Source organism: Streptomyces sp. NPDC046866 (assembly GCF_040704625.1).
In the GTDB taxonomy this organism is placed as follows: domain Bacteria; phylum Actinomycetota; class Actinomycetes; order Streptomycetales; family Streptomycetaceae; genus Streptomyces.
Genome location: NZ_JBEYXN010000014.1, coordinates 113,323 through 130,501 on the forward strand (window position 1 = coordinate 113,323; position 17,179 = coordinate 130,501).

Sequence of the window (17,179 nt, forward strand, 5' to 3'; positions counted from 1 at the left end):
TTCGAGGGACTCACGTGACAGAGGCGGAGCGCATCATCGGTACGCCGGAGGTCGGGGACGAAGCCCAGCCCGGGTCCGCAGCGCCCCGGGGGCGCCGGCGGATCGCCGCGCTGCTGGTGGTGGCCGTGCTCGCCTACCTGCTCGACCTCGGCAGCAAGATGGTCGTCGTCGCCGAGCTGGAGCACCAGCCGCCGATCAGGATCGTCGGCGACCTGCTGAAGTTCGAGGCGATCCGCAATCCCGGCGCCGCCTTCGGCTTCGGCGAGGCCTTCACCATCATCTTCACGCTGATCGCGGCCACCGTGATCGTGGTGATCGTCCGGCTGGCCCGCAAGCTGTACAGCCTGCCCTGGGCGATCGCGCTGGGCCTGCTGCTCGGCGGTGCGCTGGGCAACCTGACCGACCGGATCTTCCGCTCCCCGGGCGTCTTCCGCGGTGCCGTCGTCGACTTCATCGCCCCCGCCCACTTCGCCGTCTTCAACCTCGCCGACTCCGCGATCGTCTGCGGCGGCATCCTGATCGTGCTGCTCTCGTTCAAGGGCCTGGACCCGGACGGCACGGTCCACAAGGACTGATCCGCGGCTCCCGTCAGGGGCCTGCGCGGGGCCCGGCCGGAACCGGGCCCGCGCGGAGTCCGGCATACTCGACGGGTGAGTACGATTCCCGAGATCCGCACCCTGCCCGTTCCCGATGGCCTCGAAGGCGAGCGCGTCGACGCCGCCATCTCCCGTATGTTCGGTTTTTCCCGGACCAAGGCGGCCGAGCTCGCCGCCGCGGGCAAGGTCTCGGTCGACGGCAGTGTCGTCGGGAAGTCCGAGCGGGTGCACGGCGGCGCCTGGCTCGAGGTCGAGATGCCGGCACCGCCGCGGGCGGTCGAGGTCGTCGCCGAGCCGGTGCCCGGCATGGAGATCATCCACGACGACGAGGACGTCGTCGTCATCATGAAGCCGGTCGGCGTCGCCGCCCACCCCAGCCCCGGCTGGACCGGCACCACCGTCATCGGCGGCCTCGCCGCGGCCGGCTACCGGATCTCCACCTCCGGCGCCGCCGAGCGCCAGGGCATCGTGCACCGCCTCGACGTGGGCACCTCCGGCCTGATGGCCGTGGCCAAGTCCGAGCGCGCCTACACCTCCCTGAAGAACCAGTTCCGCGAGCGGGTCGTGGACAAGCGCTACCACGCCCTGGTCCAGGGCCACCCGGACCCGATGAGCGGCACCATCGACGCGCCGATCGGCCGGCACCCCAACGCGGACTACAAGTGGGCCGTGACCCAGGACGGCAAGCCGTCGGTCACCCACTACGACCTGATCGAGGCCTTCCGCGCCGCCTCGCTGCTGGACATCAAGCTGGAGACCGGCCGCACGCACCAGATCCGCGTGCACATGTCGGCGCACCGGCACCCGTGCGTCGGCGACCTCACGTACGGGGCGGACCCGACCATCGCCAAGCGGCTGAAGCTGACCCGCCAGTGGCTGCACGCGGTCCGCCTCGGGTTCGAGCACCCGGCGGACGGCCAGTGGGTGGAGTTCGAGAGCAGCTACCCGGCCGACCTGCAGCACGCGCTGGACGTGATCCGCGCGGAGAGCGAGTGACGGGGTGACGCCCGCCCCGTTCACCGTCCGGCGCGCCGTCTCGAAGCAGGACGTCGAGGCCTGCTTCGCGGTGCGCACCGAGGTGTTCGTGGTCGAGCAGTCCGTGCCGCCCGAGATCGAGTACGACGCGTACGACGCGGACGCGGTGCACGTGCTGGCCGTGGCGGCCGACGGGACCGCGCTCGGCACCGGCCGCCTGCTGTACGGGCCGACCGCCCTCGGCAAGACCGGCGACCCGGCCGCGGGGTCGCTCGGGCGGCTCGCGGTGACCGCGGCCGCGCGGGGGCTGGGCGTCGGGGCCGCGCTGGTCCGGGCCATCGAGGCGGAGGCCTGCCGGCTGGGCCTGCGGTCCGTGGTCCTGGGCGCGCAGACGCACGCCCTCGGCTTCTACGAGCGGCTCGGCTACGAGCCGTACGGCCCCGAGTTCGTGGAAGCGGGCATCCCGCACCGCGCGATGCGCCGCCCCCTCCCCTAACGCTGCCGCTGCCGTAGCGCTGCCGCTGCGCGGAGCCGTTCCCCTCCCCGCCCCTTCCCGAAACCGGGGCTCCGCCCCGGACCCCGTCCGCCTCAATCGCCGGCGGGGCTGGAAGACCCGGGCGCTTCGCGCCCGGTGCGCTCAAACGCCGCGCGGGCTGGATGTGCCGCGCAGCGGAGGCCCGACACGACGGCGGGAGGCGGCTTCACCGCGCGGCACAGCGCAGCGTCCTGGCAGGGTGGGGGAGTGGATCAGCTTGCCCTGCTGTTCGTGCTGCTCCTCGGGGCGGTCGTCAGCGTGCCGCTCGGGGACCGGCTCGGGCTGCCCGCGCCCGTCCTGATGACCATCGCCGGCGCCGCCCTCGCCCTGGTGCCCGCGGTGCCGAACGTCGACGTCCCGCCCGAGTACATCCTGCCGCTGGTGCTGCCCCCGCTGCTGTACGCCTCCGTGCAGCGCACGTCGTGGCGGCAGTTCGCCGCCAACCTCCGGCCCATCCTGCTCCTCGCCGTCGCCCTCGTCTTCGTCACCACGGCCGCCGTCGCCGCCGTCGCGCACGCGGTCGTCCCGGGGCTGCCGGTGGCCGCGGCCGTGGCGCTCGGTGCGCTGGTGGCCCCGCCCGACCCGATCGCGGCCACGGCCGTCGCCGGTTCGCTCGGGCTGCCCCGCCGCATGGTGTCGATCCTGGAGGGCGAGGGCCTGTTCAACGACGTCACCGCGATCGTGCTGTACCACGTGGCCGTCGCGGCCGCCGTCAGCGGCACCTTCTCCTGGCCCGACGCGCTCGGCGAGTTCGTCCTGTCCGCGGTGGTCGCGCTCGCCGTCGGCGTCGGCCTCGGCTGGGCGGCGAACGCGCTCATGGGACGGCTCGGCGACGCCACGCTCCAGATCGGCCTGACGCTGCTCGTGCCCTTCGTCTCGTACGTGGTCGCCGAGGAGCTGCGCGGCTCGGGCGTGCTCGCCGTGCTGGTGACCGCCCTGTTCCTCGCCGAGTACGCCAACGACGCCGACGACGTCCTCGGCCGGCTGGCCGGGCACACCTTCTGGGAGGTCGTCGACGTCCTGGTCACCGGTGTGGCCTTCGGCCTGACCGGGCTCGAACTGCACAACGTGTTCGGGGTCGCCCGCGGCCGCGAGGCGGAGATGGCCGGCTGGGCGGCCGCCGTGGTGGCCGTGGTCGTGGGCGTCCGCCTGCTGTGGCTGCTGCCCGCCGGCTGGCTCGCCCAGCGGCTCCACCGGCTCCGTGACCGGGACGAGGAGATCCCGCACTCCTGGCGCGAGAGCGTGGTGATGTGGTGGGCCGGGATGCGCGGGGTGGCCTCGGTCGCCCTCGCGCTGGCCCTCCCGCTCAGGGTGGACGGCGGCGCGCCCTTCCCGGCACGGGACGAGATCATCTTCATCGCCTTCGCCGTGATCATGGCGACGCTGGTGTGCCAGGGCCTGACCCTGCCCTGGCTGGTGCGTCGGCTGGGCGTGGAGCCGGACACCGACGCCGAGCAGGAGATGGAGCGCCGGCTGGCGGTGCGCGCCGCCAAGGCCGCGAAGCGGCGGCTGAAGGAGATCGAGCAGGTGGAGGAGCTGCCGGAGGACCTGATGGAGCAGCTCTACCGGCGTGCGTACGACGTGGGCGCCCGCATCAGCCCCGAGATGGTGGACGAGGAGCGGCGCGAGGCGTACGCGCAGCGGGTGCAGCGCCTCCGCGACATCCAGCGGATCCAGAAGGAGATGATGTCGGCGGCCCGGCACGAGGTGCTGGCGGCGCGCAGCGAGCCGGGCGCCGATCCGGAGATCGTGGACCGGGTGCTGCGGCACCTGGACGTCCGCAGCCTGCGGACCCCCTGAGAGCAGCCTTAGCGTCCCGCCGCCGGACCCGCCGGCGGCGCGGCGGCCGGGGAGCTCGCGATGCGGGGCAGCGCGTACGGGTGGTGGGCCACCAGCCAGGTGATCAGGCGCTCGCGGACCGCGCAGCGCACCGTCCAGATGTCGGAGGCGTTCCGGGCGGTGACCACCGCCCGGACCTGGATGGTGTGCGGTGTGGTGTCCGTCACGGCCAGGCTCGCGGCGCGGCCGTCCCAGGCGGGCACCTGCTGAAGGATCCGGTGGAGCTGCTCGCGCATGAGCTCCACCGGGGCGCTGTGGTCCAGGTGCCAGAAGACGGTGCCGGTCATCTGCGCGCCGCCGCGGGACCAGTTTTCGTACGGCTTGGATGTGAAATACGACACCGGCATCGTGATCCGGCGCTCGTCCCAGGTGCGGACCACCAGGAAGGTCAGCGTGATCTCCTCGACGGTGCCCCACTCGCCGTCCACGACGACCGTGTCGCCGATGCGGACGGTGTCGCCGAGGGCGATCTGCAGGCCGGCGAAGAGGTTGCCCAGCGCGGACTGCGCGGCGATGCCGGCGACGATGCCGATGAGGCCCGCCGAGGCCAGCATCGAGGCCCCGACGGCCCGCATCTCGGGGAAGGTCAGCAGCATCGCCGCCACCGCGACCACGACGACCACCGCCGTCACGACCCGGTGGATCAGCGTGACCTGGGTGCGGACCCGGCGCACACGGGCCTCGTCGGCGGTCCGCTCGGCGAAGCGGGCGTACGCGGAGTCCACGACCGCGGTCGCGATGCGCACCAGCAGCCAGGCCGCCGAGGCGATCAGGGCGAGCTCCAGGGTGCGGCCCACGGCGGTGGAGTGCTCGGGCAGGATCCGGGCCTGCCGGTACGAGCCGCGCAGCAGCAGCGCGCACAGGAGCACCTGGAACGGCAGGCGGCAGCGGCGCAGCAGTCCCCACAGCGGCGTCTCGCCGTGCCGGGCGTCCGCCCGGACCAGCAGCAGGTCCAGCAGCCACCCGGCGGCCACGGTGACGGCCAGCGCGCCGCCGGCCACGGCGAGCGGGCGCAGAACGGAGTCCGAGTCCATGCCGTTGAACGTAACCGGAACGCGCGACCGGAAACTGGCACGATGGGGTGCATGAACATCGTGCTTTTCCATTCGACGTACGGGCTGCGGCCCGCGGTGCACGCGGCGGCCGACCGGCTGCGCGCGGCCGGGCACCGGGTGCAGGTGCCGGATCTGTTCGAGGGCCGCACCTTCGACACGGTCGAGGAGGGCATGGAGTACCGGGACGAGCTCGGCCGGGACGAGCTGCTCAAGCGCGCGGTGCTGGCCGCCGCTCCCCACTCCGACGAGGGGCTGGTCTACGCGGGCTTCTCCTTCGGAGGGTCGCTGGCCCAGCACCTGGCGCTGGCCGACGAGAAGGCGCGCGGGCTGCTGCTCCTGCACGGCACGGCCGACCTCCAGGAGGACGCGGCGGTCGACGACCTGCCGGTGCAGCTGCACGTCGCGGACCCGGACCCGTTCGAGTCGCACGACTGGCTGACGGCCTGGTACCTGCGGATGCAGCGGGCGGGCGCGGACGTGGAGGTGCACCGCTACCCGGGGGCCGGGCACCTGTTCACCGATCCGGAGCTGGAGGACTACGACGCGGAGGCCGCCGAGCAGGCCTGGAAGGCGGCGCTCGCCTTCCTGGACAGCCTGTAGGCCGGGCGCGGGTGCACGGAGGGGCAGGGCACGTGGTGTGCCCTGCCCCTCGTCTCATGGTGCCGTCACGGCGCCGCGGCCTGTGATCAGGCGCGGTAGGCGGTCCACATGCTCTTCATGCGGGCGACCTGACCCGCGGTGAACTGGTACATGCACGAGTCGTACGTGTAGTCCATGAAGTTGTGGATCGGGTCGACGCCCGCCTTGGTGGTGCAGGAGTCACGGCCGGTCGGGCACTCGAAGGCCGCGCTCTTCTCGGCCGGGGTGTCGGCGACGGAGTCGCCGCTGCCCGAGCAGCCGCCCTGGAAGGTGTGGTAGAGGCCCATCCAGTGGCCGACCTCGTGGGTGGCGGTGTCGCCCTCGTTGTAGTTGGCGGCGGAGCCGCCCGGCAGCGAGGAGTTGAGCAGGACCACGCCGTCCATGTTCGGGGCGGAGGCGTAGGAGCTCGGGAAGGTGGCCCAGCCGAGCAGGCCGCCGCCGAGGTTGGCGGTGTAGAGGTTGAGCGCGTTCTTGCCGCCCTTGCGCAGCGCGGTCTTCATGTCCTTCTCGGCCTGGGTGCCGTCGGAGACCGTGTACCAGGTCGCGTTGTCGGTGTAGTCGGTCCCGGCCAGGGAGAACTGGAAGCCGGAGTCGACGTTGCCGGTGCCCTGGCCGCTGTAGGCGGCGTTGAGGACGGCGATCTGGTTGTTGATGTCCGTCGACGTCAGCTGGCCCTGGGAGCCGTTGGTGATGACGTGGACGTAGACCGGGATGGTGGTCGCGGCGGTGACCTCGGCGGCGCGCATCTGGCGCTGCGGGCCGACCTGGGCGAGCTTCTTGGTCAGGTCGGCGTCCATGGCCTTGACCTGGGCGTCCGTCACCTCGTTGGGCTCGGCGGCGTGCCCGTCCTTGGGCTTGGCGACGCGGGCGTTGGCGGCGGCCGCCGGCGCGTCGGCACAGGACTCGGCACCGGTCTTGGCCGCGGCCACGGTGGTGGGGGCGGTGAGCGCGGCGAACGCCAGGGTTCCGGCCAGGACGGCCGTGCCCATGAGGCGGCGGCGGAGCTTGGGGGATATGCGGGCAGCAGCGCGCACGTTGACTCCTCGCGAAGCGTGGTGGGGGGTGAGGGATTTCCTCACGCTGGCGCGAAGCTTATGTGTCCATGTCATGCATGCCGCAAGACCTGGAGGTAAAAGATTTGTTGCTTCTGGGTGTCGCGGGGCTCCTGGTCTGCACCAGGAGCCCCCGGGAACAACAGAATTGACGGTCCGTCAGTGATTCCGCAGGAGGGTCAGCGGACCGGGTCCCAGCTCCGCTCCACCTTCTGGCTGCCGGTCAGCGTGCGGTACGAACGGGCCCAGGAAGAGGTGGCGTCCTGCTTCCGCTTGTCGGAGACGACGTAGTAGTCCATCTGCGAGCGCTCGGCCGTCACGTCGAGCACGCCGTAGCCGTGCGAGTCCATGTCCAGCCACTTGGCGTGCCAGCTGGCGGCCCGGATGGCGGCTTCCGCGGCCAGCGAGGCGGTGCGCGCCGGGACGTGCAGCAGGTCGTCGATGTTGTCCGAGGTCACCGAGGTCACCACGAACTCCGTCGCGGCCGTCCCCGAGCCCGGGTACGTCGCCATGTCGAGGGGGACCTCGTTGGCCCACGCCATGTGGATGTCGCCCGTCAGGAACACCGTGTTCTTGATGTTCCGGTCCTTCAGGTGGCCCAGCAGCTCCTTGCGGTCGTCGGTGTACCCGTCCCACTGGTCCGTGCTGATCGCGATGCCGCCCTCGGGCAGGCCGAGCAGCTTGGCGAGCGGCCCCAGCAGGTGTGCGGGCAGCGACCCGAAGGCGACCGGGGAGATCATCACCGAGGTGCCGACCAGCTTCCAGGTGGCGTTCGAGCCCGCGAGGCCCGCCTTCAGCCAGTCCAGCTGGGCGCGCCCGGTGATGGTGCGCTCCGGGTCGTCCACGGAGCCGCTGCCGATCTTGACCTGCTGGGAGCGGAAGCTGCGCAGGTCGAGCAGGTGCAGGTCGGCCAGGGTGCCGAAGCGCAGCCGCCGGTAGACGGTGCCCGCGGTGGAGGTGCGCACCGGCATCCACTCGAAGTACGCCTGCTTGGCGGCGGCCGCGCGGACCGCCCAGTCCCCCTCCGCGCCCGGCGTGTGGTTCTCCGCGCCGCCCGACCAGGCGTCGTTGGCGAACTCGTGGTCGTCCCAGATGGCGATGACCGGGTGCGCGGCGTGCAGCGCCTGGAGATCCGCGTCCGTCTTGTACTTCCCGTGCCGGGTCCGGTAGTCGGCGAGGGTCGTGATCTCGTGCCTCGGCTCGTGCGGGCGTACGACGTACTTCGCCTCGGGGTAGCCGCCGCTCTGGTACTCGTAGATGTAGTCGCCCAGGTGCAGCACCGCGTGCAGGTCCGTGCGCGCCGCCAGGTGCCGGTAGGGCGAGAAGTAGCCCGACTCCCAGTTGGCGCAGGAGACCACGCCGAAGCGGACCCCGGGGGTCCGTGCGTCGTGGCCGGGGGCGGTCAGCGTCCGCCCGACCGGGGAGACGGCGCCTTCGGCGGTGAACCGGTAGAAGTAGGGCGTCTGCGGCTGCAGTCCGCGCACGTCCGCCTTGACGGTGTGGTCGCCGGCGGCGCTCGCCGTGACGGTGCCGTTCGCGACGATCCGGGAGAAGGCCTTGTCCTCGGCGACTTCCCAGCCGACCCGGACGTCCGGGCCGGCGCCCGAGCCGGGCACGGCCTCGGGGGTCGGGGTGATGCGGGTCCACAGCAGGATGCCGTCGGGCAGCGGGTCGCCGGAGGCGACGCCGTGCAGGAAGGCGGGTCCGTTCGTGGCCGCCGAGGCGCTGGAGGCACCCAGGGCGGCAGCCGCGAAGGGCGTGAGGGCCGCGGTGGCCGCAGCGGCCTTGACGACCGTGCGGCGACGGGGAGTTGCCGCGGTGTGGGAGGTGAGTTGACTGGTCACGGGCGATGATATTACTGACGGGTATAACCGCCGGTACAGCCCCGTGCAAGCAACGGGCGGGCGAACTTTCGAAGTTCGCCCGCCCGTACCGGATGGAGGGTCAGCCCGCGAGGGCCTTGTCGACCGAGGCCGTGAAGGACTCCGGCGTCATCTTCTCGATCTCTATCTGCTTGCCGTCCATCTTCAGCGCCGGGGTGCCCTTGACGCCCGCCTTGTCGAAGAGCTTGGACATCTCGATCGCCCAGCGGTTGTACGTGCCGTCCTCGACGGCCTTCTTGAACTCGGCGTTGCCCTTGAGGGCCGGCACCTCGTCGGCGACCTTCAACAGGTAGTCGTCCTTGCTGAACTTGTCGTCGCGCTCGTCGGGGTGGTTCTCCTTCGAGTACAGCGCCGCCTTGTACTCCAGGAACGCCTCGGGGCTGACGTTCAGGGCCGCGCCGAGCGCGCTGAGCGCGTTCTTCGAACCGCTGCCGTTGAACGCCTTGTCGAGGAAGGTCGCGCCGACGAACTGCAGCTTGTACTTGCCGGCGTCGACGTCCTTCTTCACCTGCGGGCCGACGGTCTGCTCGAACTGGGAGCAGATCGGGCAGCGCGCGTCCTCGTACAGCTCCAGGGTCTTCTTGGCGTCGGCCTTGCCGATGACGACGGTCGTGCCGTTCTCGCCCGCCGTGTTCTTCGGGGCGACGAGAGCGGCGTCGGCGGCCTTCTCCCACTCGCCGGGCTGGTTGGCCTGCACGACCCAGTAGCCGATGCCGCCGGCCAGGGCGAGGGCCGAGACGACCGCGCCGGCCACGATCACCTGGCGGCGCACCTTGTCCTTCTTGGCCTGCTTCTCGCGCTCGGCCCGCAGCCGGTCGCGGGCCGCCGCCTTGTTCGCCTGGCTGTTGCGTGCACTCATGGTGGGTCTCCGTGGGGTGGTGTGACGTGAAGAACGTCAGGGTCGAAAAGAGGGGGAAGTGCCGTACGGGGGTCAGGCGCACACGAGTGCGCCGCGCCCGGGCGGCCCCCTGCGCCCCACGGAGTGGGCGGGGAAGCGGGTGCGGGCCGCCGGGCCCGCGGGGTCGGGCCGGCGCCCGCGGCCCCGGCGCCGGGCGGCCGGCACGGCGGCCGCCGAGGCGGCCGCCAGGGCCAGTGGCCGGAACGCGAGGGCGGCCGCCGCACGCAGCAGCCGGCCCAGCGCCCGTTCGCCGTGGCGCAGCCAGGCCGCGGCCAGCAGCCCGACGGAGACGTGCGCGCCGAGCAGCAGCCAGGGCGTCCACGGCCCGGGGGAGGCGAGCAGCGCGGCCGGGGCGCCGGCGGGGCCGGCCACCTCGGCCAGCGGCCCGCCCAGCGGGGCGCCGCCGCACAGCCCGTCCAGGCCGAGCGCGCGCAGCGGACCCGAGACGGGGCCGCCGGCCGGCCCGTAGCAGACGTGCTGGCCTGCGGTGAAGACGGTGTCGGCGGCCAGCTCCAGCGGCACCAGCAGGGCGGCGATGGGGCCGAAGCCCCGCTCGCGCCCGGCCAGCGCGTACGCGATCAGGAACACGGCGGCGAAGGCCCCGCCCACCGTCGACGGCGGCAGCGGAACCCGCGACATCAGGACGTGCGAGCCGGCCGAGAGCAGCACGACGAGCGCGCTGAACAGCGCGGCCCTCAGCCCCCTGGTGCCTGCCCCTGATATGTCCATCGGCGCGAGTGTGCCATGACTCCCTGTGAATCCGTGCCCCCGGGTTCGGCGGGGGCGGGGGACTACGGCCGGATCCGGCCGTTGCGGAAGAGGTCCACGAAGATCTGGTGGTCGGCGCGGGCCCGGGCCCCGTAGGCGTGCGCGAAGTCCACCAGGAGCTCGGCGAAGCCCTCCTCGTCGGCGGCGATCGCGGCATCGATGGCGCGCTCCGTGGAGAACGGGACCAGGCTGTGCCCGCTCTCGGCCTCGTCGGCCGCGGCGTGCATGGTCGCGGTCGCCCGGCCCAGGTCGGCCACCACGGCCGCGATCTCCTCCGGTTCGTCCAGGTCCGACCAGTCCAGGTCCACCGCGTACGGGGAGACCTCGGCCACCAGCTGCCCGACCCGGCGTCCCCCCTCTTCGATCTCCGTCCAGCCCAGCCACGGGTCGGCGTGGGCCTGGAGCGCCCGCTGCGAGATCACCGTGCGGTGCCCCTCGTGGCGGAAGTAGTCGCGCACCGCCCGGTCGGTGATGTGCCGGGAGACCGCCGGGGTCTGCGCCTGCTTGAGGTAGATCACCACGTCGTTCTCGAGGGCGTCGCTGTGGCCCTCCAGCAGGATGTTGTACGAGGGCAGGCCGGCCGAGCCGATCCCGACCCCGCGGCGGCCCACCACGTCCTTGACCCGGTAGGAGTCCGGGCGCACCAGCGACTCGTCGGGCAGGGTCTCCAGGTACCCGTCGAAGGCGGCCAGCACCTTGTACCGGGTGGCCGCGTCCAGCTCGATCGCGCCGCCGCCGGGGGCGAAGCGGCGCTCGTGGTCGCGGATCTCGGTCATCGAGTCCAGCAGGGAGAAGCGGGTGCGGGCGCGGGCGGAGCGCAGGGCGTCCAGCAGCGGGCCGCGGGAGGTGTCCAGGGTGAAGGAGGGGACCTCCGCGTGCTTGGCGCCGGCGGCCAGGACGCGGATCCGCTCCCGGTAGGCGGCCGCGTAGACCCGCACCAGCTCGCTGATCTGCTCGTCGGCGAGCGCCTTGGAGTAGCCGATGAGGGCGACGGAGGCGGCGAACCGCTTGAGGTCCCAGGTGAAGGGGCCCACGTACGCCTCGTCGAAGTCGTTGACGTTGAAGATCAGGCGGCCGTTGGAGTCCATGTACGTGCCGAAGTTCTCGGCGTGCAGGTCGCCGTGGATCCACACCCGGCCGGTCCGGTCGTCCAGGTAGGGGCCGCCGTGGCGCTCGCGCTCCAGATCGGCGTAGAAGAGGCAGGCCGTCCCGCGGTAGAAGGCGAAGGCCGACGCCGCCATCTTGCGGAACTTGACCTGGAAGGCCGAGGGATCGGCGGCGAGGAGCTCACCGAAGGCGGTGTCGAACACGTCGAGTATCTGCTCGGCGCGCTGCTCGTTCGTCGTCTCGGGGACCGCCATGGCGGGGTGCCTCCTGGTGCACGGGCTGGTACGGGTTCCGACCGACTGGACGCCGGAGCGGACCCTCTGGTTCTGCAACGCCCGACCGTACCGTCCGGTGCCCGGTATGTGTCAGCCGCGGGACGTAGGATTCGAAGCTGCCCCCTCACGCCCCCCACCCGCCCCTCAGGAGACCAGCGCCGTGGCCAAGACGCCGTTCACGCACCTGCACGTCCACACCCAGTACTCCCTGCTGGACGGTGCCGCGCGGCTCAAGGACATGTTCAGCGCGTGCAACGAGATGGGCATGACGCACATCGCCATGTCCGACCACGGCAACCTGCACGGTGCGTACGATTTCTTCCATTCCGCGCAGAAGGCCGGGATCACCCCGATCATCGGGATCGAGGCGTACGTCGCCCCCGAGTCCCGGCGCAACAAGCGGCGCATCCTGTGGGGCCAGCCGCACCAGAAGCGCGACGACGTCTCCGGCTCCGGCGGCTACACCCACAAGACGATCTGGGCGGCGAACAACACCGGCCTGCACAACCTCTTCCGGCTGTCCTCCGACGCGTACGCCGAGGGCTGGCTGACGAAGTGGCCGCGCATGGACAAGGAGACCATCGCGCAGTGGTCCGAGGGCCTGATCGCCTCCACCGGCTGCCCCTCGGGCGAGGTGCAGACGCGGCTGCGCCTCGGCCAGTTCGACGAGGCCCTGAAGGCGGCCTCGGACTACCAGGACATCTTCGGCAAGGGCCGGTACTTCCTGGAGCTGATGGACCACGGCATCGAGATCGAGCGCCGCGTCCGCGACGGCCTGCTGGAGATCGGCAAGAAGCTCGGCATCCCGCCGCTGGTGACCAACGACTCCCACTACACGTACGCGCACGAGGCCGGCGCCCACGACGCCCTGCTGTGCATCCAGACCGGCAAGAACCTCTCCGACCCGGACCGCTTCCGCTTCGACGGCTCCGGCTACTACCTGAAGTCCACGGAGGAGATGTACGCCATCGACTCCTCGGACGCCTGGCAGGAGGGCTGCGCCAACACCCGGCTGGTGGCGGAGCAGGTCGACACCGAGGGCATGTTCACCTTCCGCAACCTGATGCCGAAGTTCGACATCCCGGAGGGCTACACCGAGGTCACCTGGTTCCGCGAGGAGACCATGCGCGGCATGCACCGCCGCTTCCCCGGGGGGATCCCCGAGGACCGCATGAAGCAGGTCGAGTACGAGATGGACACGATCATCTCGATGGGCTTCCCCGGCTACTTCCTCGTGGTCGCCGACTTCATCATGTGGGCCAAGAACCAGGGCATCGCCGTCGGCCCCGGCCGAGGCTCCGCAGCCGGCTCGATCGTCGCCTACGCCATGGGCATCACCGACCTCGACCCGATCCCGCACGGCCTGATCTTCGAGCGCTTCCTCAACCCCGAGCGCATCTCCATGCCCGACGTCGACATCGACTTCGACGAGCGCCGGCGCGTCGAGGTGATCAGGTACGTGACCGAGAAGTACGGCGCCGACAAGGTCGCCATGATCGGCACCTACGGCACCATCAAGGCCAAGAACGCGATCAAGGACTCCGCGCGCGTCCTGGGCTACCCCTACGCCATGGGCGACCGGCTCACCAAGGCCATGCCCGCCGACGTCCTCGGCAAGGGCATCCCCCTCTCCGGCATCCTCGACCCGAACCACCCGCGCTACAGCGAGGCGGGCGAGATCCGCTCGATGTACGAGAACGAGCCGGACGTGAAGAAGGTCATCGACACCGCCCGCGGCGTGGAGGGCCTGGTCCGCCAGATGGGCGTGCACGCCGCCGGCGTGATCATGTCCAGCGAGCCGATCGTGGACCACGTCCCCGTCTGGGTGAGGCACACCGACGGCGTCACCATCACCCAGTGGGACTACCCGAGCTGCGAGTCGCTCGGCCTGCTGAAGATGGACTTCCTCGGCCTGCGCAACCTCACGATCATGGACGACGCCGTCAAGATGGTGAAGGCCAACAAGGGGATCGACATCGACCTCCTGGCCCTCCCGCTCGACGACCCCACGACCTTCGAGCTGCTCCAGCGCGGCGACACCCTCGGCGTCTTCCAGTTCGACGGCGGCCCCATGCGCTCCCTGCTGCGCCTGATGAAGCCCGACAACTTCGAGGACATCTCCGCCGTCTCGGCCCTGTACCGGCCGGGCCCGATGGGCATGAACTCGCACACGAACTACGCCCTGCGCAAGAACAAGCAGCAGGAGATCACCCCGATCCACCCGGAGCTGGAAAAGCCCCTCGAAGAGGTGCTCGCGGTCACCTACGGCCTGATCGTCTACCAGGAGCAGGTGCAGAAGGCCGCCCAGATCATCGCCGGCTACTCGCTCGGCGAGGCCGACATCCTGCGCCGCGTCATGGGCAAGAAGAAGCCCGAGGAGCTGGCGAAGAACTTCACGATCTTCCAGGCGGGCGCCCGGAAGAACGGCTACAGCGACGAGGCCATCCAGGCCCTGTGGGACGTCCTGGTCCCCTTCGCCGGCTACGCCTTCAACAAGGCCCACTCCGCCGCCTACGGCCTGGTCTCGTACTGGACCGCCTACCTCAAGGCCAACCACCCGGCCGAGTACATGGCCGCCCTGCTCACCTCGGTCAAGGACGACAAGGACAAGTCCGCGATCTACCTGAACGAGTGCCGGCGCATGGGCATCAAGGTGCTCCCGCCGAACGTCAACGAGTCCGAGCCGAACTTCGCCGCCCAGGGCGACGACGTGATCCTCTTCGGCCTCACCGCCGTGCGCAACGTCGGCCAGAACGTCGTCGAGTCGATCATCAAGACCAGGAAGGCCAAGGGGAAGTTCTCCTCCTTCCCCGACTTCCTGGACAAGGTCGAGGCCGTCGTCTGCAACAAGCGCACCATCGAGTCGCTGATCAAGGCCGGCGCGTTCGACGAGATGGGCCACACCCGCAAGGGCCTGGTCGCCCACCACGAGTCGATGATCGACAACGTCGTGGCGGTCAAGCGCAAGGAGGCCGAGGGCCAGTTCGACCTCTTCGGCTCCATGGGCGACGAGGGCGGCGGCGACGAGCCCGGCTTCGGCCTCGACGTGGAGTTCTCCGATGTCGAGTGGGAGAAGTCCTACCTGCTCGCCCAGGAGCGCGAGATGCTCGGCCTGTACGTCTCCGACCACCCGCTCTTCGGCCTCGAGCACGTCCTGTCCGACAAGACCGACGCCGGCATCTCCCAGCTCACCGGCGGCGAGCACGCCGACGGCGCCGTCGTCACCATCGGCGGCATCATCTCCGGCCTCCAGCGCAAGATGACCAAGCAGGGCAACGCCTGGGCCATCGCCACCGTCGAGGACCTCGCCGGCTCCATCGAGTGCATGTTCTTCCCGGCCACCTACCAGCTCGTCTCCACCCAGCTGGTCGAGGACACCGTCGTCTTCGTCAAGGGCCGCCTCGACAAGCGCGAGGACGTCCCCCGGCTCGTCGCGATGGAGATGATGGTCCCCGACCTGTCCTCCGCCGGCACCAACGCCCCCGTCGTCCTCACCATCCCCACCGTCAAGGTCACCCCTCCGATGGTCACCCGGCTGGGCGAGATCCTGCGCCACCACAAGGGCAACACCGAGGTCCGGATCAAGCTCCAGGGGCCGCGGACCACCACCGTGCTGCGCCTCGACCGCCACCGGGTCCAGCCCGACCCGGCCCTCTTCGGCGACCTCAAGGTCCTCCTCGGCCCGTCCTGCCTGGCCGGCTGACGCGGGCACGCGACCCCCGCCGCGCGCGGGGCGCGAGGAAGGGCGCGCCCGGAACCCCGGGCGCGCCCTTCCTCGTACGCGGCCTCAGTTGTGGCCGAAGCGCTTCTGCTTGCCCTTGCGCGCCATGTCCATGGGACTCGGCGCGGAGGACGAGGACTCGTGCGCCGTATCCACCGAGCTCCTCGACGCGTCCTGGGCGCCGGAGCGGGACTGCTGCTTGGCGGGGGTCTTCTGGTTCTTGTTCTTGGCCATGGTGGAGCCTCCGTGAGGGTCTAGGGGCCAGGACCGCCTTCACACTCACACAGCATCACGAACCACGCATTTTGGATCTTTACTGCGCGTAGTCGGCGCAACCGTGAACTCCGCCACGCCGATGATCGAGTTCCGGCCGTCAACACCCTTGCGGTCGGGCAGACTCGGGGAAAACCCGAGCACCCCCCCACGGAAGAGGTGGAACGCGTGGACCGCTGCGTCGTCCTGGTGGACGCCGGCTATCTGCTGGGCGCCGCCGCCAGCCTTCTCGCGGGGGAGCCCTCCCGCTCCCGCATCACCGTCGACCACGCCGCCCTCATCCAGGGCCTGCGCGAGCGCGCCGAGGCCGACACCGCGCAGCCCCTGCTGCGCATCTACTGGTTCGACGGCGCACCCGACCGGGTGCCCCAGCCCGAGCACCGCAGGCTCCGCGTCATGCCCCGGGTCACCGTCCGCCTGGGCGCCCTGACCCGCAGCGACGGGCGCTGGGCCCAGAAGGGGGTCGACGCCGCCATGCACGCCGAGCTCACCGAACTCGCCCGCAACCGGGCCTGCTCCGACGTGGTCCTCGTCACCGGCGACGGAGATCTGCTGCCCGGCCTGATGTCCGCCAAGGAGCACGGCGTCGCGGTCCACCTCTGGGCCGTCCAGGCCGCCGACGGCGACTACAACCAGTCCGAGGACCTCGTCGCCGAGGCCGACGAACGCCGCGTCCTGGACCGGGCCTGGATCACGGGCGCCGTCCGCGCCAAGGACCTCGCCGGGCTCTGCTCACCGCCGCCCGCCCCCCGCCCCGAGATCGCCGCGATCCTCTCCGCCCCCCTGCCGGAGGCCGCCCTCGCCGAGGCCGCCCGCAGCGCCGGCGGCACCGGAGCCGCCGCCCCCGCCGCCGCACCCGTCCCACCCGAGGCCGGAGCCGCCGCCCCCGTGCCCGCCCCCGCCGCCGGCGGCAAGACCGTCCCCACGCCGAAGGACCTCGCCGGCTCCCTGCGGGCGCCCGGCCAGCAGGCCGGGCCCGGGCACGCCCCCGCCCCGTCCCCGGCCAGCGCCCTGCGCTGGTCCTCCGACAAGGGCTGGATCGACCGGCCCGGACCCCTCGGCGAACCCGCCGAGACCGCCTCCCTGCCCACCCTCGCCCAGCTCACCAGCGCCGAACAGCGCTGGGCCGACCGCGAGGAGGACATCACCACCGTCGGCGGCGACCCCTTCGAGGTCGGCCAGGTCTTCGCCCGCCGCTGGATGGAGCGCCTCCCCGAACCCGTCCACCTGCACAAGCTCGCCACCATGTACCCGCGGATCCCGCACCGCATCGACGGGGAGCTGCTGCGCTACGCCGCCCGGTTCGGGCTGCTCGCCCACAAGGACGACCAGATCGACGAACACGACCGCTACGCCATCCGCGCCGGGTTCTGGCGGGAGATCGACGTCCGTGCCGCGGCCGAGCACGTCGCCGGTGCGGCGGCCGCCGTGCCGGGGAGCCCGGCGACCCCGGCCGCCGACTAGGGCCCCGAGCCGCGTAGGCTGCTCCCTCGTGAGTACGGGCACAGCACCAGCAAGACCGCCGGGCAGCCGCAGCGCGGCAGCGGCCGCCCCGGCAGCGGC

14 protein-coding genes are annotated in these 17,179 nt (G+C 71.6%); 7 read left to right on the forward strand and 7 right to left on the reverse strand.

Translation table 11 applies throughout. The annotated features are described in order from the left end of the window. Nucleotides 1-14: 14 nt before the first annotated feature. The 4 genes from lspA to AB0953_RS21180 all read left to right on the forward strand — a co-directional run bounded on the left by lspA (nucleotide 15) and on the right by AB0953_RS21180 (nucleotide 3,906). Nucleotides 15-575 (forward strand): signal peptidase II, encoded by a 561-nt coding sequence (gene lspA, locus AB0953_RS21165; protein WP_366861044.1) that lies wholly within the window; start codon nucleotides 15-17, stop codon nucleotides 573-575. Nucleotides 576-650: 75 nt separating this feature from the next. Beyond that, a complete protein-coding gene (locus AB0953_RS21170) occupies nucleotides 651-1,592 on the forward strand; it encodes an RluA family pseudouridine synthase (RefSeq protein WP_366861045.1) in 942 nt (313 codons plus the stop codon). A gap of 4 nt (nucleotides 1,593-1,596) precedes the next feature. Continuing rightward, nucleotides 1,597-2,067 (forward strand): GNAT family N-acetyltransferase, encoded by a 471-nt coding sequence (locus tag AB0953_RS21175; RefSeq protein WP_366861046.1) that lies wholly within the window; start codon nucleotides 1,597-1,599, stop codon nucleotides 2,065-2,067. Nucleotides 2,068-2,313: 246 nt separating this feature from the next. Continuing rightward, the gene (locus AB0953_RS21180; protein ID WP_366861047.1) at nucleotides 2,314-3,906 is read left to right on the forward strand and encodes a Na+/H+ antiporter; all 1,593 of its coding nucleotides are present in this window, start codon (nucleotides 2,314-2,316) and stop codon (nucleotides 3,904-3,906) included. Between the two features lie 8 nt (nucleotides 3,907-3,914). On the opposite strand, the gene AB0953_RS21185 is transcribed toward AB0953_RS21180, so the two are convergent. Continuing rightward, entirely contained in the window at nucleotides 3,915-4,979 is a 1,065-nt protein-coding gene (locus tag AB0953_RS21185) for a mechanosensitive ion channel domain-containing protein (RefSeq protein ID WP_366861048.1), read from the reverse strand. A gap of 42 nt (nucleotides 4,980-5,021) precedes the next feature. On the opposite strand from AB0953_RS21185, the gene AB0953_RS21190 reads away from it, so the two are divergent. Further along, nucleotides 5,022-5,600, forward strand: a complete 579-nt coding sequence (locus tag AB0953_RS21190; RefSeq protein ID WP_366861049.1) for a dienelactone hydrolase family protein — start codon at nucleotides 5,022-5,024, stop codon at nucleotides 5,598-5,600. 86 nt (nucleotides 5,601-5,686) lie between these two features. On the opposite strand, the gene AB0953_RS21195 is transcribed toward AB0953_RS21190, so the two are convergent. From AB0953_RS21195 to AB0953_RS21215, 5 genes are all read right to left on the reverse strand, one after another. Continuing rightward, nucleotides 5,687-6,628 (reverse strand): zinc metalloprotease, encoded by a 942-nt coding sequence (locus AB0953_RS21195; RefSeq protein WP_366861119.1) that lies wholly within the window; start codon nucleotides 6,626-6,628, stop codon nucleotides 5,687-5,689. A 242-nt stretch (nucleotides 6,629-6,870) separates the two neighbouring features. Then, the gene (locus tag AB0953_RS21200; protein WP_366861050.1) at nucleotides 6,871-8,535 is read right to left on the reverse strand and encodes an alkaline phosphatase D family protein; all 1,665 of its coding nucleotides are present in this window, start codon (nucleotides 8,533-8,535) and stop codon (nucleotides 6,871-6,873) included. 100 nt (nucleotides 8,536-8,635) lie between these two features. Further along, nucleotides 8,636-9,433, reverse strand: coding sequence for a thioredoxin domain-containing protein (locus AB0953_RS21205; protein WP_366861051.1), 798 nt, complete (start codon nucleotides 9,431-9,433; stop codon nucleotides 8,636-8,638). Nucleotides 9,434-9,505: 72 nt separating this feature from the next. After that, nucleotides 9,506-10,201: a hypothetical protein gene (locus tag AB0953_RS21210; RefSeq protein ID WP_366861052.1), complete on the reverse strand. Its 696-nt coding sequence runs from the start codon at nucleotides 10,199-10,201 to the stop codon at nucleotides 9,506-9,508. Nucleotides 10,202-10,263: 62 nt separating this feature from the next. Next, entirely contained in the window at nucleotides 10,264-11,601 is a 1,338-nt protein-coding gene (locus AB0953_RS21215) for a DUF2252 domain-containing protein (protein ID WP_366861053.1), read from the reverse strand. A gap of 181 nt (nucleotides 11,602-11,782) precedes the next feature. On the opposite strand from AB0953_RS21215, the gene dnaE reads away from it, so the two are divergent. Further along, the gene (gene dnaE, locus AB0953_RS21220) at nucleotides 11,783-15,325 is read left to right on the forward strand and encodes a DNA polymerase III subunit alpha (RefSeq protein ID WP_366861054.1); all 3,543 of its coding nucleotides are present in this window, start codon (nucleotides 11,783-11,785) and stop codon (nucleotides 15,323-15,325) included. Between the two features lie 84 nt (nucleotides 15,326-15,409). Here the strand turns inward: dnaE and AB0953_RS21225 are convergent, their stop codons facing one another. Then, nucleotides 15,410-15,577, reverse strand: a complete 168-nt coding sequence (locus AB0953_RS21225) for a hypothetical protein (RefSeq protein ID WP_366861055.1) — start codon at nucleotides 15,575-15,577, stop codon at nucleotides 15,410-15,412. A 198-nt stretch (nucleotides 15,578-15,775) separates the two neighbouring features. Between AB0953_RS21225 and AB0953_RS21230 the strand changes: the two genes are divergently transcribed. Continuing rightward, nucleotides 15,776-17,080 carry an NYN domain-containing protein gene (locus AB0953_RS21230; protein WP_366861056.1) on the forward strand — a complete coding sequence of 435 codons (1,305 nt, stop codon included), beginning with the start codon at nucleotides 15,776-15,778 and terminating at the stop codon, nucleotides 17,078-17,080. Nucleotides 17,081-17,179 lie beyond the last annotated feature (99 nt).